This is a genomic window from Mycobacterium sp. NGS45 (assembly GCF_059812645.1).
In genome coordinates this window covers 187,357-207,660 of sequence record NZ_JCALDB010000001.1, presented here as the reverse complement: position 1 = coordinate 207,660, position 20,304 = coordinate 187,357, and the positions used below count along the sequence as shown (strand labels likewise).

Here is a 20,304-nt window from a genome sequence, read left to right as displayed (position 1 = left end):
ATGACTGATGGACCCTTGATCGTGCAGTCGGACAAGACCGTGCTGCTCGAAGTCGACCACGAGCTGGCCAATGACGCCCGCGCGGCAATCGCACCGTTCGCCGAGCTCGAGCGCGCGCCCGAGCACGTGCACACCTACCGGATCACCCCGCTGGCGTTGTGGAACGCCCGCGCGGCCGGTCACGACGCCGAACAGGTGGTCGACGCGCTGGTCACCTACTCGCGCTACGCGGTGCCGCAACCGCTGCTGGTCGACATCGTGGACACCATGGCCCGCTACGGCCGGCTGCAGCTGATCAAGCATCCGGCACACGGCCTGACCCTGGTGAGCCTGGATCGCGCGGTGCTCGAAGAGGTACTGCGCAACAAGAAGATCACCCCGATGCTGGGTGCGCGGATCGACGACGACACCGTGGTGGTGCACGCCAGCGAACGCGGCCGGGTCAAGCAGATGCTGCTCAAGATCGGCTGGCCGGCCGAGGACCTGGCCGGCTACGTCGACGGCGAGGCCCATCCGATCAGCCTGGCCCAGGACGGCTGGGCGCTGCGCGACTACCAGGAGATGGCCGCGGATTCGTTCTGGGCGGGTGGCTCCGGCGTGGTGGTGCTGCCCTGCGGCGCGGGCAAGACGTTGGTGGGTGCGGCGGCGATGGCCAAGGCCGGCGCCACCACGCTGATCCTGGTCACCAACACCGTGGCCGGCCGGCAGTGGAAGCGCGAGCTGATCGCCCGCACGTCACTGACCGAAGAGGAGATCGGTGAGTACTCCGGCGAGCGCAAGGAGATCCGCCCGGTCACCATCGCCACCTACCAGGTGATCACCCGGCGCACCAAGGGTGAGTACAAACACCTCGAGTTGTTCGACAGCCGGGACTGGGGCCTGATCATCTACGACGAGGTGCACCTGCTGCCCGCGCCGGTGTTCCGGATGACCGCGGATCTGCAGTCCCGACGTCGACTTGGCTTGACCGCCACGCTGATTCGCGAGGACGGCCGTGAAGGCGACGTGTTCTCGTTGATCGGCCCGAAGCGTTACGACGCGCCGTGGAAGGACATCGAGGCCCAGGGCTGGATCGCACCGGCCGAATGCATCGAGGTCCGGGTCACGCTCACCGAGAACGAGCGGATGATCTATGCCACCGCCGAACCCGAGGAACGCTACAAGTTGTGTTCCACCGCGCATTCCAAGATCGCGGTGGTGCGGGCGATCCTCAAGCAACACCCCGACGAGCCCACCCTGGTGATCGGGGCCTACCTGGATCAGCTCGACGAGCTGGGCGCCGAGTTGAACGCTCCGGTGATCCAGGGGTCCACCAAGAACGCCGAACGTGAAGAACTGTTCGACGCGTTCCGGCGTGGCGAGGTCCGCACCCTGGTGGTCTCCAAGGTCGCCAACTTCTCCATCGACTTGCCGGAAGCCTCACTGGCGGTTCAGGTTTCGGGCACCTTCGGATCCCGCCAGGAGGAAGCGCAACGGCTGGGCCGGTTGCTGCGCCCCAAGGCCGACGGCGGCGGCGCGGTGTTCTACTCGGTGGTCGCGCGCGACACCCTGGACGCCGAGTACGCCGCGCACCGGCAGCGTTTCCTGGCCGAGCAGGGCTACGGCTACGTCATCCGCGACGCCGACGATCTGTTGGGTCCGGCGATCTAGCCGAGCCCGCTTCACACCGCGGCGACCGCAGCCTCCAGATCGGCCACGATGATCTTGCGCATCTGGTACATCGCGGCGTTGGCGGCGTCGGCGACCGCGGGATTCGGGTCGGAGACCAGTTCGTAGAGCCGCTGCGGGACGATCTGCCAGCTCAGTCCGTACCGGTCCTTGAGCCAGCCGCACTGCGATTCCTGGCCGCCATCAGACAGTTTCGACCAGTAGTAGTCCACCTCGGCCTGGTCGGCGCAGCGCACCTCGAAGGACACCGCCTCGGAGAACTGGAAATGCGGGCCACCGTTGATGCCCATGAACGGCTGCCCGTCCAGGACAAAGGTTCCGTACGCGATTGAGCCCGCGGTTCCCGGCCCGGACTCGGTGTACGGGTGGAAACCGATAATCGAGGAATTCGGGAAGATCGCGGTGTAGAACTCAGCGGCTTCTTCGAGGTTGTCGTCGAACCAGAGACAAGGCGTGATGATTGGCATACCGATACAGACCTGGCCCGCGTCGCGAACTCATCGCAACGCGGGCCAGATCTGTGTCGATTACAGCGAGAGGATGGTGGCCGAGGCGGTGCCGGGCGCGCCGTAGACCTGAGCCAAGCCGACGCGGGGCTGCCCCGGCACCTGGCGTTCGCCGGCCTCGCCGCGCAGCTGGCGCACCAGCTCGTGCATCTGGCGCAGGCCGGAGGCACCGATCGGCTCGCCGTTGGCGATCAGACCGCCGTCGGTGTTGACCGGGATCGAACCACCGATCTCGGTGGCCCCCTCGGCCAGCAGCTTCTCCTGCTCACCGTCCTTGCAGAGTCCGGTTTCGGCCATGTGGATGACCTCGGCGCCGGCGTCGGTGTCCTGCAGCTGGGCGATGTCGACGTCCTCGGGCCCGATGCCGGCGATCTCGTAGGCCGCCTTGGCCGCGTACACCGTGGGGGCCGGATCCGAATCCAGCGGCGCGGAGGTGGCATGCACCTCGTAGGCGCCGTAGGTGCGGGTGCGGATCTCGCTGGCCCGCACGTACACCGGCTTGTCGGTGAACTTGTGCGCGATGTCGCCGCGGCACATGATCACCGCGGCCGCGCCCTCGTCGGGTGCGCAGAACATGTACTGCGTCAGCGGGTAGTTCAGTGCCGGCGAGGCCAGGATCTCCTCGACCGAAATCGGCTTGCGGCGGAACGCATTCGGGTTGATCTCACCGTTGCGGAAGTTCTTGTTGGCCACCCGCGCCAGGGTCTCCTGGCTGATGTTGTGGTCGTGGATGTACTTGTTGGCCTTCATCCCGAAGAACTTGGTGGTGACGAACTGCCCGTTCTCGGCGTACCACTGCGGCAGGGCCAGCTTGGCCGGGTCGTCGGTGAACGCACCGCGCGGATGCTTGTCCAGACCGACCGCGACGCCGATGTCGTACTTGCCCAGCCGGATGGTGTCGGCGGTCTGCTGGATGGCGCTGGCCGAGGTGGCGCAGGCGTTGAACACGTTGGTGAACGTGATACCGGTCAGGCCGACCAGTCGGGTCACCGAGTCCGGGTTGGACACCTCGTAACTACCGCCGAAGCCGAACTGGATGTCTTTCCACTCCACCCCGGCATCCGCGAGCGCCAGTCGGATGGCCTCGGCGCCCATCTGCACCGCGGGCTTGTCGAAGCGGCCGAACGGATGCAGGCCGACACCGATGATCGCGACGTCATTGCTCATGTCTGTGTTACCTCTGGTCTAAACCGGCTTGAAGGCGAACGTGACGACCTCGTTGCCGTCGTCGTCGGTGGTGAACGGGATCATGGTGAGTTCGACTTCCTGGCCGAACTGCAGCTTGGCCGGGTCGTTCTCGGTGAGCCGGCCTTCGACCCGGATGACGTCCCCGAGTTGGACCAGCCCGACCCCGAACGGCACGAAGTCCTTGCCGGTGGGACCGGCGTACGGCGCCCCGGGTGGGAAGCCCTGCGTGGTCCAGGCCACGACGGTGCCCCGACGCGGCAGCTTCACCTCGCTCATCTCGGGCTTGCTGCACTTGGGGCAGTGATCCTGCACCGGGAAGACGGTGGCCCCGCACGCGCCGCACTGACTACCGATCAGCTGCGGGTTCTCGTCGGGCCAGGTCGAAATCTCGGGCGCGAGCGCCTTCTGGGGCATGGAAGATCCTCCGCAGTCGTGGCCAATAATGCGCTTCCGGAAGCGTACAACACCGTTGTCGGAAACCGGAAAGGTCATTCTCTTTTGGCCTCCCCCTGCCGGCGCCGCTGCCGTTTCATACGCGACACGCCGTCGCGGGCGTATGAAAACGCAGTGTCAGCAGGGTGAGCCGCGGGCCGGGCCGGCAGGCTGATACCCCGGGCCGGCAGGGGCGGACGCCGTCGCGACGCACTCAGGCGAAGGCCGGGATGATCTCGCGCTCGAACAGTTCGACACCGGATCGGTCGTAGGCCGCTTCCGGGAAGTAGCAGATCACGTACTCACAGCCCAGGTCGCGCAGATTCTGCAGCGCTTCGATCAACTGCTCGGGCGTCCCGCTGCCGGCCTGCGGAGTGCTCATCGAGTTCAGCATCGCGTCCGCTGCGCTCTCCCCGGTCAGCGCGGTGATCCGGGACCGGATGCGTGCATGCCGGTCCTGCACGTCGCGCTCGGTGGGCCCGATGATGGCGTTGATGTTCGTCGAGCGGGTGATGGCATCGAAGTCGGTGCCAACCTCACGACAGTGCTCGGCAAGCAGGGCCGACTTGTGTTTGAAGGCTTCGGGCTCGGAGGTGAAGTTGGTGTACTGCGCGTACTTGGCCGCGATCCGCAACGTGACCTTCTCGCCACCGCCGGCCACCCACAGCGGGATACCGCCGTCCTGCAGCGGTTGCGGCGCCACGATGGCGCCGTCGACCTGATAGTGCTCGCCGTCGAAGCTGACCACGCCGTCGCGCCAGGCGTCGCGCATGATCTGCACGCCCTCGTCGAGGCGCGCCAGCCGGGTGCCCGCGGACGGGAACCCGTAGCCGTAGGCGCGCCACTCGTGTTCGTACCAACCGCCGCCGATGCCCATCTGGATGCGGCCGCCGGAGATGATGTCGGCGGTGGCGGCCACCTTCGCCAGATACGCCGGGTTGCGATAGGACATCGCTGTGCACATCTGCCCGAGCTTGATCCGGGACGTGGTGGCCGCGTACGCCGACATCAGCGACCAGGCCTCGTGGGTGGCCTCGCCGGTGGGTGCCGGCACGGTGTGGAAGTGGTCGTAGACCCACAGCGAATCCCAGATCCCACCCTGGTCCACGTAGCCAGCGAGGTCGCGCATCACCTCCCACTGTCGGGCGGGTTCGATGCCGACGAGGTCCAGTCGCCATCCTTGCGGAATGAACAGTCCAAAGCGCATGGCCCGACTCTAGGACGAGAACGGAAATTTCTGCAGAGGCCCGGCGGTTACCGTGAAACATGGCCCTGTCAAAGCAAGAACGTGAACTGTTTTTCGCCGAACCGTACGTGGCAGCGCTGTCGGTCGACGGCGGCGTCGGCCGAGCTCCGCTGACCGTGCCGATTTGGTATCAGTACCGTCCCGGCGGTCAACCCTGGGTGCTGACCGGACTGAACTCGCGCAAGCACAAACTCATCGAGGCCGCCGGGCGGTTCACCTTGATGACCGAACGGGTCGAACCCTCGGTGCGCTACGTCAGCGTCGAGGGCGCGGTGAGCAAGGTGGAACCCAGCACCGACGAACAAGTCGTCGAGATGGCGGCCCGCTATGTACCGGCCGACAAGCTCGATGGGTACCTGGCCTACGCCCGCGAGTCCTACGGCGACCAGGTCACCATCTACCTCGAGCCGCAGCGCTGGCTGTCAGCGGATCTCGGTTCATTCTGAGCCAAGCGGTTTCACTCCGCGCGCCCGCCGAGGTGCCGGGCCAGGAACCGGTCTGCGCGGTGGTAGAAGTCCAGCCGATTCTCCGGTTTGGCGAAGCCGTGACCTTCGTTCTCGTACAGCGCGTATTCGTGGTCGATGCCGTGCTCGGCCATCGCGGCGACGATCTGCTCGGACTCGGCGCGTTTGACCCTGGGGTCATTCTCGCCCTGGCCGATCAGGATCGGAATCTTGATCGCGTCCACCCGGGACAGCGGCGAGCGTGACCACAGGAAGTCCGCGTCGTCCCCAACTCGCTTGTGCCACAACTGGATCATCGGCTTCCAGTACTCCGGGAAGGACGCGATCAGGGTGTTCAGGTTGGACGGCCCGACGATCGAGACCGCGCACGCGAACACGTCCGGTGTGAACGTCGCACCGACCAAGGCCGCATACCCGCCGTAGGAGCCGCCGTAGATGGCGACCCGCTTGGCGTCGACGTGGCCCTTGCCCACCAGATGATCGACGGCGTCGAGCAGATCGTCGTGCATCTTGGCGGCCCATTCCCGGTTACCGGCGTTCAGGAATTCCTTGCCGTAGCCGGTCGAGCCGCGAAAATTCACCGACACCGCGACGTAGCCGCGGTTGGCCAGCCACTGCGACTCGGGGTCGAATCCCCAGCCGACGCGGGTCCACGGCCCACCGTGCACATTGAGAACGGCGGGTAACCCGGAGCGCTGCACGCCGGCCGGGAAGGACAGATAGCCGTGCACGGTCAGGCCGTCGCGCGCGGTGAAGCTGAACGGCTCCATCGGCACCAGCGGGTAGTCGTTGAGCTCTGGACGATGGTCGAACAGGAACGTCGCGGTCTTCGAGGCTCGATCCCAGCTGTAGAACCGCACCGGTCCGGAGTCCTGGTCGAAGGCCACCAGCCAGGTGCCGTCGTCGTGGCTGCGGTCGGTGACCACCAGGTCCCCCGCGCTCACCTGCGCGAGTGCCTCGAGGTCGCCGCGGATCGACTCATCGAAGATGCGGTATGCCAACCGTTCCCCGTAGACCGTCGCGGCCTGAATCTCCCGGGTGTCCGGATGCAAGACCACGTTGTTGATGTCGTAGACCGGGTCTTCGGCGAGCGTCTGGATCGCGCCGGTGGCGATGTCCATCGTCACCAGACGAGTGGTGTTGGAGCCGACCGAGGACAGCAGGTACATCGCCGTGCCGTCACCGTTGAAGGTGATCGGGCCGGTCGTCTCGGCGTCCTCGGGCGGAACGTCCAACAACGTCCGCCACTGCGACCCCTCGTCGTCGCGCACCAGGATCGTCATGCCACCCTCGGCGGTGGGCTGCACACCGCCGCGTACCCGCATGTCTCGGTCGATCACCCAGCCCACGAAACCGGGGTTTTCCACTACCTTGCGCAACTGCCCGGTGGTCAGGTCGAGGTGGTACACATCGTGCAGCTGCGGGTCGTCCTTGTTGATCGCGACCAGCACGTCGTTGGGAAAGCGCTTGGGCAGACTGATGATTCGACACTGCACACCGTCGAACGGGGTGAGGTCGCGCTCGACACCGGTCTCCAGGTCGACGTCGTAGATCCGGAAGTTCTCGCTGCCGTCGCGGTCGCGCACATACAGGATGTGACGGTCGTCGTGCGCCCACAGGTAGGTGAGGATCCCGCGTTCGGTGTCGTGCGTGACCGGCTGGTCATCATCGGCCCCGATCACGCCGACGAACACGTTGAGTACGCCGTCGAGCGGAGCCAGGTACGACAACCGCGTCCCGTCCGGTGAGATCTGCGCGCCCGCGCGCTCCGGATTGCCCAACAGCACTTCGAGCGGGATCAGCTTCGCATCCGTCATAGCGGCCCCTCGTCATCGGTGTTGCGGCCTCAATACTGCCGCACAGTCGACAGGCGCTGACACACAAATGTCCCCCAAGACCGAGGCCTTGGGGGACATTTGTGACTGTTTGACCGTTGAGCGTCAGCTCTGCAGCGACGCCGGCGGGTTGAACCGGTCGCCGTAGCGCTCGGCCAGTTGCTTGGCGCGGGCCACGAAGGCTTCCTTGCCGACGCCGAGCTCACCCTGGTAACCGACGATGAACTGCGCCGACCCACCGGTGTACGGCGGGAAGCCGATGCCCATGATCGAGCCGATGTTGGCGTCGGCGGTCGAGGTCAGCACGCCCTCGTCGAGGCACTTCTGGGTCTCGATCGCCTCGGCGAACAACATCCGGTCGATCATGTCCTGCAACGGAATGGTCGAGGCTGCCCCGTCGGAAGCACCGAAGGTCTCGGCCAGGCCGGGCCACAGGCCGACCCGCTTGCCGTCGGCGTACTCGTAGAAACCGGCGCCCTTCAAGCGGCTGGGCCGACCGATCTCGATCATCTTGTTCACCACAGCCTCGGCCGGGTGCGGCTGATAGTCGGCACCCGCGGCCTCCGCGGCCTTGCGGGTCTCGCCGGCGATCTTCTGCATCAGCTCGAGGTTGAGCTCATCGGACAGCTGCAGCGGAGCCGCCGGGTAGCCGGCCTGCGAACCGGCCTGCTCGATGCTGGCCGCCGGGATGCCCTCGCCCAGCATCGCCAGCGCCTCGTTGACAAAGGTGCCGATGACGCGGCTGGTGAAGAAGCCACGGCTGTCGTTGACCACGATCGGGGTCTTGCGGATCGCCAGGGTGTAGTCGAACACCCGGGCCAGCGCCTCATCAGAGGTCTTCTCGCCCTTGATGATCTCGACCAACGGCATCTTGTCGACCGGCGAGAAGAAGTGGATCCCGATGAAGTCCTCCTGGCGCTTCACGCCGGTGGCCAGACCGGTGATCGGCAGCGTGGAGGTGTTGGAGCCCAGCAGCGCGTTGGGCTCGACGATGTCCTCGATCTCCTGGAACACCTTGTGCTTGAGTTCCTGGTTCTCGAAGACCGCCTCGATCACGAAGTCGACGCCCTTGAGATCGGCCGCATCGGCAGTCGGGGTGATCTTGTCCAGCAGCGCCTTGGACTTCTCCTCGGTGGTCTTGCCGCGCTTGAGCGCCTTGGCTTCCAGGCCCTCCGAGTAGGCCTTGCCCTTCTGGGCGGCCTCGAGGCTGACGTCCTTGAGCACGACGTCGTAGCCGGCCTTGGCCGACACATAGGCGATTCCGGCGCCCATCATGCCCGCGCCCAGCACACCGATCTTGCGGATCTCCTGCTTGGCGATGCCCGCGGGACGCGAGGCCCCACCGTTGATGGCCTGCAGATCCAGGAAGAACGCCTGGATCATGTTCTTGGCGGTCTGCCCGGTCACCAGCTGGGTGAAGTAGCGGCTCTCGATGCGGCTGGCGGTGTCGAAATCGACCTGCGCACCCTCGACCGCGGCGTTGAGGATCGCGCGCGGTGCGGGCATCGGCGCACCCTTGAGCTGCTTTTTGAGCAGCGCCGGGAACGACGGCAGGATCGCCGCCAGCGCCGGGCTGGCCGGGGTGCCGCCGGGCATCTTGTAGCCCTTGGCATCCCACGGCTGGGTGTGCGATTCCGGGTTGGCCTTGATCCACGCCTTGGCGGCCGGCACCAGCTCATCGACCGAACCGACGAGTTCGTCGACCAGACCGATTTCCTTGGCCTTGGCCGGGCTGAACCGGGTGCCCTGACTCAGCACCTCCATGAACGCCTTCTGGATGCCGAACATCCGCACGGTGCGGGCGACGCCGCCGCCGCCGGGCAGCAGGCCCAGCGTCACCTCGGGCAGACCGATCACGACGCCCTTGACGTCGGCCGCGATCCGGTGATGGGTGGCCAGTGCAATCTCCAGGCCGCCGCCGAGAGCAGCGCCGTTGATCGCCGTGACAACCGGCACGCCAAGGGTTTCCAACCGGCGCAGGTCGGCCTTGATGAACTCGACCTCGGCGAACGACGCCTCGGCGTCGTCGGGCCCCACGGTCATCATGCCCTTGAGGTCACCGCCGGCGAAGAAGGTCTTCTTCGCACTGGTGATCACCACACCGGTGATCGAATCCTTCTCGGCCACAAGGCGATCCACGGTGTTGTGCATCGATTCCTTGTAGTGCTCGTTCATCACGTTGGCCGACCCGGTGGGGTCGTCCAGCGTCAGGGTGACGATGCCGTCGGCATCCTTGTCCCACTTGATGGTGTTCTCTGCCATGTCTTTTCAGGCTCTCTTCTCAGGTTCCGGCCGCGCTCAGACGCGCTCGATGATGGTGGCCACGCCCATGCCGCCGCCGACACACAGCGTGATCAGGGCACGCCGGGCGCCGCGACGCTCCAGCTCGTCGACCATGGTTCCGGTGATCATGGCGCCGGTGGCGCCCAGCGGGTGGCCCATCGCGATGGCGCCACCGTTGACGTTGAGCTTCTCGTCCGGGATGCCCAGATCCTTCTGGAACTTCAGCACCACCGAGGCGAAGGCTTCGTTGATCTCGAACAGGTCGATGTCGTCGACCGTCAGGCCGGCCCGGTCCAGCACCTTCTTGGTGGCCGGGGTGGGGCCGGTCAGCATGATGATCGGATCGGCGCCGCTGGTGGCGGTGGCCACGATGCGCGCCCGCGGGGTCAGACCCTGCGACTCACCGGCCTTCTCGCTACCGATCAGCACCAGGGCCGCACCGTCGACGATGCCCGAGCTGTTGCCACCGGTGTGGACGTGGTTGATCTTCTCGACGTAGTGGTACTTCTGCAGCGCCACGTCGTTGAAGCCGCCCATCGCGCCAACACCGTCGAACGCGGTCTTGAGCTTGCCGAGGCTTTCCACGGTCGAGCCGGGACGCATGTGCTCGTCGTTGTCGAGCACCACCAGGCCGTTCTGATCCTTGACCGGCACCACGGACTTGGCGAAGTAGCCGCCGGACCAGGCCGCGGCGGCGAGTTCCTGCGAACGCGCGGCGTAGGCGTCGACGTCCTCGCGGGAGAAGCCCTCGATGGTGGCGATCAGATCCGCGCCGATGCCCTGCGGCACGAAGCCGATCCGGTAGTTGGTGTCCGGGTCACCGGCCCAGGCGCCGCCGTCGGCACCCATCGGGACCCGGCTCATCGACTCGACGCCGCCGGCCAGCACCAGGTCGTCCCAACCCGAGCGCACCTTCTGGGCAGCCAGGTTGACGGCCTCCAGACCCGAGGCGCAGAACCGGTTGAGCTGGAAACCGCCGGTGGTGTCCGGCAGGCCGGCCACCAGACCGGCGGTGCGGGCGATGCAGCCGCCCTGATCGCCGACCGGGCCGACGCAGCCCAGGATCAGGTCGCTGATCAGGGTTTCGTCCAGGTCGGGGAAACGGACCCGGAGCTCGTCGATCAGACCGACGACCAGGCTGACCGGCTTGATTTCGTTGAGCGAGCCATTGCGCTGTTTGCCGCGGGGCGTGCGGATGGCCTCATAGATGAAGGCTTCTTCGGACATGTAGTTACTCCAGGTCCTGTTCAGGTTGGCGATGCGAACCGCCGAAAAACCCGGTCGGCCCGCACATGGAGGGTGGTCCCCTGCGTGGCCAGCCTAGCACTGTCTCCCAACCGCTTGGTTGGGCGTTCGCTCAGCATCCGCCGGCGTCCGCGCTCCGCTCGCCGCGCGAGCCGGCGCCGTAGGCTCGCTGACCATGACAGTGTCCCGACTGCAGCCCTACGCCGTGACGATCTTCGCCGAAATGTCGGCCCTGGCGGCAAAGATCGGCGCGGTCAATCTGGGGCAGGGCTTTCCGGACGAGGACGGCCCGGCCGGCATGCTCGAGGCCGCGCAGCACGCGATCGCCGCCGGGGTCAATCAGTACCCGCCCGGCCTGGGCATCCTGGAGCTCCGCGAGGCCATCGCCAACCAGCGCAAACGCGCCTTCGGGGTGGACTACGACCCCGAGACCGAGATCCTGGTCACGGTGGGCGCGACCGAGGCGATCGCCGGTGCGGTGCTCGGTCTGGTCGAGCCGGGCGCCGAGGTGGTGCTGATCGAACCGTTCTACGACTCGTATGCCCCGGTCGTCGCCATGGCGGGGTGTCGACGCGTCACCGCGCCGCTGGTGGCCGAGGGCCTGGGCTTCGCGCTCGACCTGGACGCGCTGCGCCGCGCCGTCGGCCCGCAGACTCGGGCGTTGATCCTGAACACTCCGCACAACCCGACCGGCACGGTGCTGCGCGACGAGGAGCTGCGTGCGGTCGCCGAACTGGCCGTCGAGCGCGACCTGCTGGTGATCACCGACGAGGTCTACGAACACCTGGTGTTCGACGACGCCGTGCACCGGCCGCTGGCCGGCTATCCGGGGATGGCCGAGCGCACGGTGACGATCTCGAGCGCCGCCAAGATGTTCAACTGCACGGGCTGGAAGATCGGGTGGGCGTGTGGGCCGGCCGAGTTGATCGCCGGGGTCCGGGCCGCCAAGCAGTACTTGAGCTACGTCGGTGGAGCGCCGTTTCAGCCGGCCGTGGCGCACGCGCTGAACAACGAGGACAGCTGGGTCGCCGCGTTGCGCGACGATCTACAGGCCAAACGCGACAAGCTCGCTACCGCGTTGCGCGACATCGGTTTTGAGGTCCACACCAGTTCAGGCACCTACTTCTTGTGCGCCGACCCCCGGCCACTCGGGTTCTCCGACAGCATGCAGTTCTGCCGTGAATTGCCGCACCGCGTGGGAGTCGCCGCGATTCCGCTGGCCGCGTTCTGCGATCCCGACGGCCCCTACTTCGCCGAGTGGAACCACCTGGTGCGGTTCGCGTTCTGCAAACACGATGACACCCTGGACGAAGGCATCCGCCGGCTGTCGACGCTGCGCTGACGAGCACTCCGGCTACGGCGAAAATTGCTGCGGTCAACGGCCTCCGGGGGCCCGTAGGCTCGATGCAACGGCGCGCCAACCGCGCGCGCAGCCCGACCCGAGGAGACCAAACCATGTCTGCAGCAAAGCAACGTGTGCGGGTGATCGCCGGTGGTGCGCTGGTGGCCGGGGCACTGCTGGGCCTGACGGCCACACCGGCACTGGCCTGGCCCACCGTCATCACGCCGGATATGCAGAACGTCCTGGACGGCACCCACGGCTTCCCGGGCGACGACGATCAGCGTCTGACCGCCGCGTACCAGGCCTGCCGAATGCTGTACACCGGAAACTCGCACGACGACGTGGTCGCCGCCACCGCCGCCAACTACGGTGCCGACCCCGCCGAAGCCGCCAACTTGGTGAGCCTGGCCCGGGGCAACTTGTGCACCCAAGCCCCGGGTTGAGAGCAGAGCTGAGCCGGCCCGCCTAGGAGCTGCCACCCGGTACACCGCTTGGGCGGCCACCATTTTCCGGTCAGGCCAGCACGCGTCGACGCAGACCCCGAGTCGCAGCGTGCAGCACGGCACGTTCACCGCGGCGGATCAGGAAGCCCGGCACCGGCACGGCGGGTTCCATGGTGATGTCGAAACGGACCCGGGTGTTCTCCCGATCGTGGTCGGGAATCAGGTTGTACTCGACGTGTAGGGCACGCTGCTGCGAAGTCGGTTCGGCATCCCAGACCACCCAGTTCGGACCCCAGTGGTATTCGAGCAGCTCGCGGTCGACGAAGCCGAGCACCTTGAACGTCGCTCGCACGTGGTGCGGACGTCCGTCCGGGTAGGTGTCGACCACTTCGGCGCGGGTGTGCACCGGTGACCAGGACGGCATCGTGGTGACGTCGGCAAGCACATCCAGGATGGCTTCCGGCGGTGCCTCGATGGTGATCTCCCGCGACGCACGTACGGCCACACCATCGAACTTAGTGAGCTACGCGGGCCCGCGCAGCAAAAAGTTCGGGTCAGCCCTTCTTGACTTTGAGCACCTGCTTGCGCAGCCCGTCGGTCGCGGTCTCCATGCCGCCCTTGAGGGTCCGTTTCAGCAAGAAACCCGGGATCGGGACGGACGGATCGACCGCCAATTCGAAGCGGACCTTGGTCTTGTCGCCATCCGGCGTCAGGGTGTAGCTGGCGTCCTGTGACTTGATCTGCCCGGCGGACACCAAAGTCCAGCTCACGCTGGTATCGGTCCAGGTGTATTCGATCACCTGTTGGTCGGTCAGTCCGGCCGCCTTGATCGTGTGCCTGGCCTGTTTGGGCCGGCCATCCTCGTAGCGGTCGAGGACCTCCGACTTCTGGTACTGCGGAGACCAACTAGGCGTGTTCTCCACGTCGGCGATGACGTCCAGGATCTCTTCGGGTGTCGCCTCGATGGTCACTTCACGGGAATCTTTGACTGCCATGCCGCAAACACTAGCGATCCCCGGTCAGCGCCGATGGAATTCGCCTCACCGAACCGACAACACTGCCTCTGCGACGTCGCGGTGCGGTCGGGCATCGACCGTCGGCTGCCCGGGCACCCACGGCGGGGTGCGCTGCTCGTCGACGAACGCCTCGTCGGCCGCGCAGTCATGCAGCCGGATCAACGCGCACACCGTGTCCAGCCCGTTGACCGCGTCGTACTCGTCGCCGCGCACCACGATGCGTTTCTTGCGGAACACCCGTGGCCCGGTGGCCCGGAAACCCACCGCGTGTTCGTGCGGGTGCCCACGTAGGCCGTCACCGTCCAGTTCGCAGATCGCTACCGAATCGTCGAACCGCCCCCCGATGTCGGTCTCGGTGAACAGCGCGGTGTAGCTGATCGTGAACAACCAGCTCCGATCCGCGCGCCGTTCCCCGCCCACAATCATCCTGTCGTTGCCAATCCTGGCCATCGCCGCCTCCCCCAGCCGGTCGTAGTACCAGAATGCATCATCGGAGCGTTAGCCGCACAGGTAACGGGCTACTTCATTCCAGGCCGGATTCCTCCATCGCCTTGGCGAACTCCACGCCCATCTTCTCGGCGAAGGCCGTGACCGCTTTGAGCGGCCGCAGCATCACGGTGAACTCGTCGATCAGACCGTCTGCGCCGGTGTGCAGGAAGTCGCAGCCGTTGATGGTCAGTTCGCCGACCCGGGCGGTGAACAGCAGGGCGTGATCGGGCGCGTCGGAAGCACCAATTTCCTTGTCGTAGTGCAGATCTTGGAAGACCTTCGCGACCGCACTCAAGATCACGGCCACGGTTTGACGGCCTTGATAGGGGCGGTGCGCGATGGGGCTGTAGAACACCACGTCGTCGGCGAGCAGGGCGGGCAGGGCGTCGAAGTCGCCGGCTTCGACGGCAGCGCGGAACGGATGCATACCCGCAACGCTAAACCCCTCGCGATTTCGGTGCGTTCGGGGGCGTCCAGGACCCCTGCGCGCACCGAAATCGCAGTTAGCTGATCTTGGCGACCTGGGTGACGAAGACTTCGTCGAGCATCTCCGGTTCGGGTGCCACATCCGGGCCGCCCCAGCCGCTGCCACCCATGCTCATCGCCAGCACCGCGATGTCGTCGACTTGGGCGGTGTTCACCAGCATGGTCAAGCTCGCGTCCACGTCGTTGCCGCCGACTTCGCTGTGCACTTCGACGTTGTAGCTGAAGCTCACCGTGGCGGCGTCGGTCGCTGGTGTCGGGCGTTCCTCGACGCTCGCCGCGCCGGTGCCGGCGTCCTGGTTGACCTGCACGGTGAAACTCGCGCACCGCTGGATCCACGCCCGGGTCTCGGCCAGCAGGTCCTCCCCGGCCTCGACCCGGGACATGCTGACCATCACCTGCGGCTTATCCGATCTGCTGATCGAGGCCGCCACGGCTTGCGACAGCGTGGTCGTGGCGGCGGCGTCGCACTCGGCGGGGTCCGCGGTGCCGGCCTGCGGTTCGTCGTCCTCGAGTTCGTCGGTGATGTCACGCACGGTCCAGGAGCGGCCCGGGAAGTCCGCCGCGGTCACCAGGTCCGAGCGCAACGCGTCGGCCGGCGGCGTGGTCGGTGCACTGGCCGGCGGAGTGTCCGGGTCCGTGCAACCCGCCGACACCAGCACGGCCACCAGCGCGAGCACCCAGATCAGCAACGGCACGAAAGCACCGTACGCAGATTCGAATTGGGCGTCGATCCCGCCCCGGCGCTACTCGTCGGCGTCGGGGTCGGCGACTTCTTCGACGTCGATGACGTCGTCGTCGTCATCGGACTCATCGGCCTGTTCGGCCGCCTCGACGGCCTCGGTGTCGTCGACGTCGGTCACCTCGGGCTGCTCGTCGCCGGGCTCGGGCTCTGGCGCGGGCTCAGGTTCGGCGGCTTCGACGTCGACCACGAGGTCGCCGGTATTCACGAACGCCAGGTTGCCGTCGTCGACGGCGACGGCCCAGCGACGACCGGGTTCGGCGATGCGATGTTCGCCCACTTCGACTGCCTGCCCGGCGTCGTCACCGAAGTCCTCGACGATCAGACCGGACTGCTCGTCCGCACTACCAGGGTAGATACGCACTTTCGCGCCGACCGCTGCCTTGCCCATAACTGCAAACGTCCCAGAATCTTTGCCGCGAGGCAATTTCCCCCACGATTTCGCAACGCTGCCGCAGCGAACTCGAAACGCAACTGACGCACGATGTCACATCGGTTGCTACCAAGGCCTGACGAGGATGACGACGAGAGGCGTGGGCGGCCTAGCAGCAGCTGGGATCGAGCACCTGGCACAGTGCTGTCAGCGCATCCCGACGAGGTGTGTGGTGCACACTCATGCCGTGTCGCTCCGACGTCACGAAGCCCGCAGTGCGCAGTTGCCCCAGGTGATGGCTCACGGTGGATTCCGCGAGGTCGACCGCGGCTGCGAGGGAGCCTGTGGTGCAGGGCTCACCGCAGGTGAACAGCAGGGACAGCAGCTTCACTCGGACCGGATCCGCGAGCGCCTTGAGCCGCATCGCCACGTCCAGCGCCGCCGCGTCATCGGCCGGAACTGCGGCGACCGGCGCGCAGCAGACCGGCTCGGTCATGTCGATCACGGGCAGCGCCTTGGGCATGAAGCCGATCGTACGCACCCTGTTGACATATGTCGAAGAGGTGGCGTAGAACAGGTCTGGAAGTGATTCGATAAACGTCTCAAAGCTATGGAGGTAGGTGCCATGTCCCGCACTCAACTCGCCCTCAACGTCGACAACTTGGAGGAGTCGATCGAGTTCTACTCCAAGCTCTTCAACACCGAGCCGGCCAAGGTCAAGCCCGGGTACGCGAACTTCGCGGTCGCCGACCCCTCGCTGAAGCTGGTCCTGATCGAGAACCCGGGGCGCGGCGGCACGCTCAACCACCTCGGAGTCGAGGTCGAGTCCAGCGAGACGGTGCACTCTGAGATCGCGCGCCTTACCGAGGCCGAGATGATCACCGAGGAGGAGATCGGCACCACCTGCTGCTTCGCCACGCAGGACAAGGTGTGGGTTACCGGCCCGGGCGGCGAGCGGTGGGAGGTCTACACCGTCCTCGCCGACGCCGAGACCTTCGGCGGTGAGCAGGTGGCAACGACCGCCGCATGCGACTGCGGCGCGCAGTGACCGCGCCCGCCAAGGATCAGCCGGTCGTCGGGAAGTTGTCGACCCTCGACCGGTTCCTACCGGTCTGGATCGGCGCGGCGATGGCGGCCGGCCTGCTACTTGGCCGGTGGATCCCCGGCCTGAACACCGCGCTGGAGAAGATTCAGGTCGACGGCATCTCGCTGCCGATCGCCCTCGGGCTGCTGATCATGATGTACCCGGTGCTGGCGAAGGTCCGCTACGACCGCCTCGACACCGTCACCGGCGACCGCAAGCTGCTCGTGGGGTCGTTGCTGCTGAACTGGGTCGTCGGCCCGGCGCTGATGTTCGCCCTGGCCTGGCTGCTGCTACCCGACCTGCCGGAGTACCGGACCGGGCTGATCATCGTGGGCCTGGCCCGGTGCATCGCGATGGTGATCATCTGGAACGACCTGGCCTGCGGCGACCGTGAGGCAGCCGCGGTGCTCGTCGCCTTGAACTCGGTGTTCCAGGTGATGATGTTCGCCGTCCTCGGCTGGTTCTACCTGTCGATCCTGCCCGGCTGGCTCGGCCTGGAACAGACGACCATCAGTACCTCGCCGTGGCAGATCGCCAAGTCCGTGCTGATCTTCCTCGGCATCCCGCTGCTCGCCGGCTACCTCTCGCGCCGGATCGGCGAGAAGACCAGGGGCCGCGACTGGTACGAGGCGAAGTTCCTGCCCCGCGTCGGGCCGTGGGCGCTCTACGGGCTGCTGTTCACCATCGCCATCCTCTTCGCCCTGCAGGGCGCGCAGATCACCTCCCGCCCCTGGGACGTCGCCCGCATCGCCCTGCCCCTGCTGGCGTACTTCGCGGTGATGTGGGGTGGCGGCTACCTGCTCGGCGCCGTCATGGGCCTGGGTTATGAGCGCACCACCACGCTCGCGTTCACCGCTGCGGGCAACAACTTCGAGCTCGCCATCGCCGTCGCGATTGCCACCTACGGCGCCACCTCCGGACAGGCCCTCGCCGGCGTGGTCGGACCGCTGATCGAGGTCCCCGTCTTGGTGGCCCTGGTGTACGTGTCACTGACCCTGCGGAAGCGATTCCCGCTCAGCGCTCCCGCCGGCACTGCCTTGTCTTCCGCTGATCCGTCCAGGAGCGTCGACTGATGCCCGACAATCCGACCACCGCCGACAGCGGAATGCCCAGTGTGCTGTTCGTGTGCGTGAAGAACGGCGGCAAGTCCCAGATGGCCGCCGGCCTGATGCGCAAGACCGCCGGCGACGCCGTCGAGGTGCACTCGGCCGGAACCAAGCCCGGCAGCGCGGTCAACGGCCTCTCCGCCGCGGCGCTCGCCGAGGTCGGCGTCGACATCACCGCCGAGACCCCGAAGCCCATTGACCCCGAGCTGCTCGCCCGAGTCGACCTGGTGGTCACTCTCGGTCGCGAAGCAGTCGTCGTCCCGCCGAGAGGTGTGCGCCTGGTCAACTGGGACACCGACGAGCCCGCCGAGCGCGGTATCGACGGGATCGAACGGATGCGCCTCGTGCGCGACGACATCGCCGCCCGCGTCGAAGCCCTGGCTATCGAACTCATCGCTGCCCAATAGCGGGTCATCCAGGTCGAGTGCGGCTAATCCAGGCCCCACAAACACCGAACCCCCGCAGCCCTGACGGCCGCGGGGCCTTCGCACCAAGGCCTCCAGAAACCAGAAAAACCACCCGTCACCAGGTGGTTCTTGAAGTGGCCAGGGCCGGGATCGAACCGGCGACCTTCCGCTTTTCAGGCGGACGCTCGTACCAACTGAGCTACCTGGCCGGAAGGCATCGGCTCACGCACCACCGAAATGCCGTTCTGGCGACCCTGACGGGACTCGAACCCGCGACCTCCGCCGTGACAGGGCGGCGCGCTAACCAACTGCGCCACAGGGCCTTACTCGTACTCCGCTCGCATTACGGAGCGGGTACCCCCTACGGGATTCGAACCCGCGCTACCGCCTTGAAAGGGCGGCGTCCTAGGCCGCTAGACGAAGGGGGCCAAAGCCGAATCTCTCCGGGGTACTCGCAACGCTGTGCGTTGGGAGCTTCGATAGCTTAGGGCACGCGTGCCGCATTGCCAAAATGGGAGGTCAGCCCGCAGGAACTGCGGGCGGCTGCCGGCTGCTTCGTCGGCTGACGGGCCCGGTCACCGCGCTGGCGGCCGCCTCGTTCGTCGGCGGCTTCGGGGACCGGTATCCTTTTCCCCCGCAGCCCCTATAGCTCAGTTGGTAGAGCTACGGACTTTTAATCCGCAGGTCCCAGGTTCGAGCCCTGGTGGGGGCACCACGACAGTCAGCGCAATACCAAAGTCGACCGGTCTACTCCGCCGGCTCCAGGCCGCCGTCCGGCTCAGAGGTCACGGCCGGCGGTGTCGACACCACCGTCGAGGTGACCACCTCCGGCGTCACCGGCCCCTGACTGGAAGCCCCGAGGCCGAACGCCACGATGGCCACGACCACCACCGCCAACCCGATCAGCGCCGCCAACACCAACAGTGCCAACCGACCGGAACTGCGGCGCGGCAGCAGGATCGGCACCGGCTGGGTGGGGGGATCCGACCGCTGCGACGACGTCGATGTCGGCGACAGCACCGGAATGGGCCCGGTCACCGGTTCGCCATCGACGTTGGCCAGTTCCGTGCGCATGGCTTCTGCGCTGGGAAAGCGGGCCCGCGCTTCGCGCGCCATCGCCCGATCCACCACCGCTGAAAGTTGCGGCTCGAAACCCGGGTTGAGCACCGACAGCGGCGGTGGCGGTTGCTCCGTGATGGCGTGCGTGAGCGCCACCAGGTTCTCCTCCGGGAATGCCCGGCGCCCGGTCAGCGCTTCGTACCCGACCACGCCGACGGCGTAGATGTCGTCGGTGACGGTGGCGACCTGACCGGCCAGGCGTTCCGGGCTCATGTAGGCCATGGTTCCCATGATCTGGCCGGTGTCGGTGCGGTGCGTGTTGGGTCCCTTGGCCAGGCCGAAATCGGCGACCTTCACGTCACCAGTGGCGGTGAACAAGATGTTGGCCGGTTTGATGTCGCGGTGCATGATGCCGGCCGCATGCGCGGCCGACAGCGCCGAGAGCACGTCCGTGAGCATCTTGCGGACGTAGGCCGGTTCCATCGGGCCCTGCGCGATCCGGTCGGCCAGGCTGGTGCCAGGCAACCGCTCCATCACGATGAACGGTGACCCGTTGTGCTCGCCGTGGCCGTAGATCGTCACGATGTTGGGGTGTTGCAATGCCGAGGCCGACTGCGCTTCGGCCCAGAACCGGCGCAGATAGTCCGGGTTGCTGTCGAAACCGGGATAGAGCAGCTTGATCGCGACCATCTGCCCGGTCTGGCTGTCCCAGCCCTCGCGTACCTCGGCCATCCCGCCACGGCCCAGGATCCCCCGCAACTCGTAGCGACCGCCGAGCAGTTCGGGGGCCAACATGGGATATACCGTAGCCGTCGGGCCGCGCTGTTCAGGCCAGGCGCAACCAAGGGTCACGTCGGTCCACTACCCGTCGCGGTACGGATGGCGGCGTTCCC

20 protein-coding genes, 4 tRNA genes and 1 pseudogene are annotated in these 20,304 nt (G+C 66.7%); 7 read left to right on the top strand and 18 right to left on the bottom strand.

Annotation, left to right across the window (positions count from 1 at the left end; genetic code table 11):
• Positions 1–1,650 (top strand): DNA repair helicase XPB, encoded by a 1,650-nt coding sequence (locus AC5Y3P_RS00990; RefSeq protein ID WP_500044016.1) that lies wholly within the window; start codon positions 1–3, stop codon positions 1,648–1,650.
• An 11-nt stretch (positions 1,651–1,661) separates the two neighbouring features.
• Here AC5Y3P_RS00990 and AC5Y3P_RS00985 read toward each other — a convergent pair whose 3' ends face one another.
• The 4 genes from AC5Y3P_RS00985 to AC5Y3P_RS00970 all read right to left on the bottom strand — a co-directional run bounded on the left by AC5Y3P_RS00985 (position 1,662) and on the right by AC5Y3P_RS00970 (position 5,001).
• Positions 1,662–2,135: a VOC family protein gene (locus AC5Y3P_RS00985; RefSeq protein WP_500044015.1), complete on the bottom strand. Its 474-nt coding sequence runs from the start codon at positions 2,133–2,135 to the stop codon at positions 1,662–1,664.
• 60 nt (positions 2,136–2,195) lie between these two features.
• Positions 2,196–3,341, bottom strand: coding sequence for a thiolase family protein (locus AC5Y3P_RS00980; protein WP_500044014.1), 1,146 nt, complete (start codon positions 3,339–3,341; stop codon positions 2,196–2,198).
• Positions 3,342–3,359: 18 nt separating this feature from the next.
• Positions 3,360–3,776 carry a Zn-ribbon domain-containing OB-fold protein gene (locus tag AC5Y3P_RS00975; protein WP_500044013.1) on the bottom strand — a complete coding sequence of 139 codons (417 nt, stop codon included), beginning with the start codon at positions 3,774–3,776 and terminating at the stop codon, positions 3,360–3,362.
• A gap of 232 nt (positions 3,777–4,008) precedes the next feature.
• Positions 4,009–5,001 (bottom strand): LLM class F420-dependent oxidoreductase, encoded by a 993-nt coding sequence (locus AC5Y3P_RS00970; protein WP_500044012.1) that lies wholly within the window; start codon positions 4,999–5,001, stop codon positions 4,009–4,011.
• A 59-nt stretch (positions 5,002–5,060) separates the two neighbouring features.
• Between AC5Y3P_RS00970 and AC5Y3P_RS00965 the strand changes: the two genes are divergently transcribed.
• Positions 5,061–5,486 carry a pyridoxamine 5'-phosphate oxidase family protein gene (locus AC5Y3P_RS00965; RefSeq protein WP_500044011.1) on the top strand — a complete coding sequence of 142 codons (426 nt, stop codon included), beginning with the start codon at positions 5,061–5,063 and terminating at the stop codon, positions 5,484–5,486.
• 11 nt (positions 5,487–5,497) lie between these two features.
• Here the strand turns inward: AC5Y3P_RS00965 and AC5Y3P_RS00960 are convergent, their stop codons facing one another.
• From AC5Y3P_RS00960 to AC5Y3P_RS00950, 3 genes are all read right to left on the bottom strand, one after another.
• Positions 5,498–7,321: a S9 family peptidase gene (locus AC5Y3P_RS00960; protein ID WP_500044010.1), complete on the bottom strand. Its 1,824-nt coding sequence runs from the start codon at positions 7,319–7,321 to the stop codon at positions 5,498–5,500.
• 123 nt (positions 7,322–7,444) lie between these two features.
• A complete protein-coding gene (locus AC5Y3P_RS00955) occupies positions 7,445–9,601 on the bottom strand; it encodes a 3-hydroxyacyl-CoA dehydrogenase NAD-binding domain-containing protein (RefSeq protein WP_500044009.1) in 2,157 nt (718 codons plus the stop codon).
• 36 nt (positions 9,602–9,637) lie between these two features.
• Positions 9,638–10,849: an acetyl-CoA C-acetyltransferase gene (locus tag AC5Y3P_RS00950; RefSeq protein WP_500044008.1), complete on the bottom strand. Its 1,212-nt coding sequence runs from the start codon at positions 10,847–10,849 to the stop codon at positions 9,638–9,640.
• A 193-nt stretch (positions 10,850–11,042) separates the two neighbouring features.
• Here AC5Y3P_RS00950 and AC5Y3P_RS00945 point away from each other — a divergent pair, with 193 nt between their 5' ends.
• Together AC5Y3P_RS00945 and AC5Y3P_RS00940 are read left to right on the top strand one after the other, a co-directional pair.
• Complete coding sequence (locus AC5Y3P_RS00945) at positions 11,043–12,209, top strand: pyridoxal phosphate-dependent aminotransferase (RefSeq protein WP_500044007.1); 1,167 nt, start codon at positions 11,043–11,045, stop codon at positions 12,207–12,209.
• Positions 12,210–12,322: 113 nt separating this feature from the next.
• The gene (locus AC5Y3P_RS00940; protein WP_500044006.1) at positions 12,323–12,652 is read left to right on the top strand and encodes a DUF732 domain-containing protein; all 330 of its coding nucleotides are present in this window, start codon (positions 12,323–12,325) and stop codon (positions 12,650–12,652) included.
• Between the two features lie 70 nt (positions 12,653–12,722).
• On the opposite strand, the gene AC5Y3P_RS00935 is transcribed toward AC5Y3P_RS00940, so the two are convergent.
• From AC5Y3P_RS00935 to AC5Y3P_RS00905, 7 genes are all read right to left on the bottom strand, one after another.
• On the bottom strand, positions 12,723–13,157 hold the full coding sequence (locus AC5Y3P_RS00935) for an SRPBCC family protein (RefSeq protein WP_500044005.1): 435 nt from the start codon (positions 13,155–13,157) through the stop codon (positions 12,723–12,725).
• A 49-nt stretch (positions 13,158–13,206) separates the two neighbouring features.
• On the bottom strand, positions 13,207–13,647 hold the full coding sequence (locus AC5Y3P_RS00930) for an SRPBCC family protein (protein ID WP_500044004.1): 441 nt from the start codon (positions 13,645–13,647) through the stop codon (positions 13,207–13,209).
• A gap of 45 nt (positions 13,648–13,692) precedes the next feature.
• On the bottom strand, positions 13,693–14,118 hold the full coding sequence (locus tag AC5Y3P_RS00925; protein ID WP_500044003.1) for a hypothetical protein: 426 nt from the start codon (positions 14,116–14,118) through the stop codon (positions 13,693–13,695).
• Positions 14,119–14,191: 73 nt separating this feature from the next.
• Entirely contained in the window at positions 14,192–14,584 is a 393-nt protein-coding gene (locus AC5Y3P_RS00920) for a nuclear transport factor 2 family protein (protein WP_500044002.1), read from the bottom strand.
• A gap of 76 nt (positions 14,585–14,660) precedes the next feature.
• Positions 14,661–15,338 carry a hypothetical protein gene (locus AC5Y3P_RS00915; RefSeq protein ID WP_500044001.1) on the bottom strand — a complete coding sequence of 226 codons (678 nt, stop codon included), beginning with the start codon at positions 15,336–15,338 and terminating at the stop codon, positions 14,661–14,663.
• Between the two features lie 48 nt (positions 15,339–15,386).
• Entirely contained in the window at positions 15,387–15,746 is a 360-nt protein-coding gene (locus AC5Y3P_RS00910) for a hypothetical protein (protein ID WP_500044000.1), read from the bottom strand.
• A 178-nt stretch (positions 15,747–15,924) separates the two neighbouring features.
• Positions 15,925–16,278, bottom strand: coding sequence for an Rv2640c family ArsR-like transcriptional regulator (locus tag AC5Y3P_RS00905; protein ID WP_500043999.1), 354 nt, complete (start codon positions 16,276–16,278; stop codon positions 15,925–15,927).
• Positions 16,279–16,380: 102 nt separating this feature from the next.
• Here AC5Y3P_RS00905 and AC5Y3P_RS00900 point away from each other — a divergent pair, with 102 nt between their 5' ends.
• Together AC5Y3P_RS00900 and arsB are read left to right on the top strand one after the other, a co-directional pair.
• Positions 16,381–16,803, top strand: a complete 423-nt coding sequence (locus tag AC5Y3P_RS00900) for an ArsI/CadI family heavy metal resistance metalloenzyme (protein ID WP_500043998.1) — start codon at positions 16,381–16,383, stop codon at positions 16,801–16,803.
• A pseudogene (arsB, locus tag AC5Y3P_RS00895) lies at positions 16,782–18,352 on the top strand (ACR3 family arsenite efflux transporter). The gene AC5Y3P_RS00900 and the pseudogene arsB overlap by 22 nt, the downstream one beginning before the upstream one ends.
• A gap of 135 nt (positions 18,353–18,487) precedes the next feature.
• On the opposite strand, the gene AC5Y3P_RS00890 reads toward arsB, so the two are convergent.
• The 3 genes from AC5Y3P_RS00890 to AC5Y3P_RS00880 all read right to left on the bottom strand — a co-directional run bounded on the left by AC5Y3P_RS00890 (position 18,488) and on the right by AC5Y3P_RS00880 (position 18,780).
• Positions 18,488–18,561 (bottom strand) — tRNA-Phe (locus AC5Y3P_RS00890).
• 37 nt (positions 18,562–18,598) lie between these two features.
• Positions 18,599–18,675, bottom strand: a tRNA-Asp gene (locus AC5Y3P_RS00885).
• A 32-nt stretch (positions 18,676–18,707) separates the two neighbouring features.
• Positions 18,708–18,780 (bottom strand) — tRNA-Glu (locus tag AC5Y3P_RS00880).
• Positions 18,781–18,991: 211 nt separating this feature from the next.
• Between AC5Y3P_RS00880 and AC5Y3P_RS00875 the strand changes: the two genes are divergently transcribed.
• Positions 18,992–19,067, top strand: a tRNA-Lys gene (locus AC5Y3P_RS00875).
• Positions 19,068–19,099: 32 nt separating this feature from the next.
• Here AC5Y3P_RS00875 and AC5Y3P_RS00870 read toward each other — a convergent pair.
• Positions 19,100–20,206, bottom strand: coding sequence for a serine/threonine-protein kinase (locus tag AC5Y3P_RS00870; protein WP_500043997.1), 1,107 nt, complete (start codon positions 20,204–20,206; stop codon positions 19,100–19,102).
• Positions 20,207–20,304: the final 98 nt, after the last annotated feature.

Excerpts from the sequence above, each read along its gene's own strand:
- AC5Y3P_RS00990 (WP_500044016.1), top strand. The coding sequence starts at position 1 with ATGACTGATGGACCCTTGATCGTGCAGTCGGACAAGACCGTGCTGCTC.
- AC5Y3P_RS00985 (WP_500044015.1), bottom strand. The coding sequence starts at position 2,135 with ATGCCAATCATCACGCCTTGTCTCTGGTTCGACGACAACCTCGAAGAA.
- AC5Y3P_RS00980 (WP_500044014.1), bottom strand. The coding sequence starts at position 3,341 with ATGAGCAATGACGTCGCGATCATCGGTGTCGGCCTGCATCCGTTCGGC.
- AC5Y3P_RS00975 (WP_500044013.1), bottom strand. The coding sequence starts at position 3,776 with ATGCCCCAGAAGGCGCTCGCGCCCGAGATTTCGACCTGGCCCGACGAG.
- AC5Y3P_RS00970 (WP_500044012.1), bottom strand. The coding sequence starts at position 5,001 with ATGCGCTTTGGACTGTTCATTCCGCAAGGATGGCGACTGGACCTCGTC.
- AC5Y3P_RS00965 (WP_500044011.1), top strand. The coding sequence starts at position 5,061 with ATGGCCCTGTCAAAGCAAGAACGTGAACTGTTTTTCGCCGAACCGTAC.
- AC5Y3P_RS00960 (WP_500044010.1), bottom strand. The coding sequence starts at position 7,321 with ATGACGGATGCGAAGCTGATCCCGCTCGAAGTGCTGTTGGGCAATCCG.
- AC5Y3P_RS00955 (WP_500044009.1), bottom strand. The coding sequence starts at position 9,601 with ATGGCAGAGAACACCATCAAGTGGGACAAGGATGCCGACGGCATCGTC.
- AC5Y3P_RS00950 (WP_500044008.1), bottom strand. The coding sequence starts at position 10,849 with ATGTCCGAAGAAGCCTTCATCTATGAGGCCATCCGCACGCCCCGCGGC.
- AC5Y3P_RS00945 (WP_500044007.1), top strand. The coding sequence starts at position 11,043 with ATGACAGTGTCCCGACTGCAGCCCTACGCCGTGACGATCTTCGCCGAA.
- AC5Y3P_RS00940 (WP_500044006.1), top strand. The coding sequence starts at position 12,323 with ATGTCTGCAGCAAAGCAACGTGTGCGGGTGATCGCCGGTGGTGCGCTG.
- AC5Y3P_RS00930 (WP_500044004.1), bottom strand. The coding sequence starts at position 13,647 with ATGGCAGTCAAAGATTCCCGTGAAGTGACCATCGAGGCGACACCCGAA.
- AC5Y3P_RS00925 (WP_500044003.1), bottom strand. The coding sequence starts at position 14,118 with ATGGCCAGGATTGGCAACGACAGGATGATTGTGGGCGGGGAACGGCGC.
- AC5Y3P_RS00920 (WP_500044002.1), bottom strand. The coding sequence starts at position 14,584 with ATGCATCCGTTCCGCGCTGCCGTCGAAGCCGGCGACTTCGACGCCCTG.
- AC5Y3P_RS00905 (WP_500043999.1), bottom strand. The coding sequence starts at position 16,278 with ATGCCCAAGGCGCTGCCCGTGATCGACATGACCGAGCCGGTCTGCTGC.
- AC5Y3P_RS00900 (WP_500043998.1), top strand. The coding sequence starts at position 16,381 with ATGTCCCGCACTCAACTCGCCCTCAACGTCGACAACTTGGAGGAGTCG.
- AC5Y3P_RS00870 (WP_500043997.1), bottom strand. The coding sequence starts at position 20,206 with ATGTTGGCCCCCGAACTGCTCGGCGGTCGCTACGAGTTGCGGGGGATC.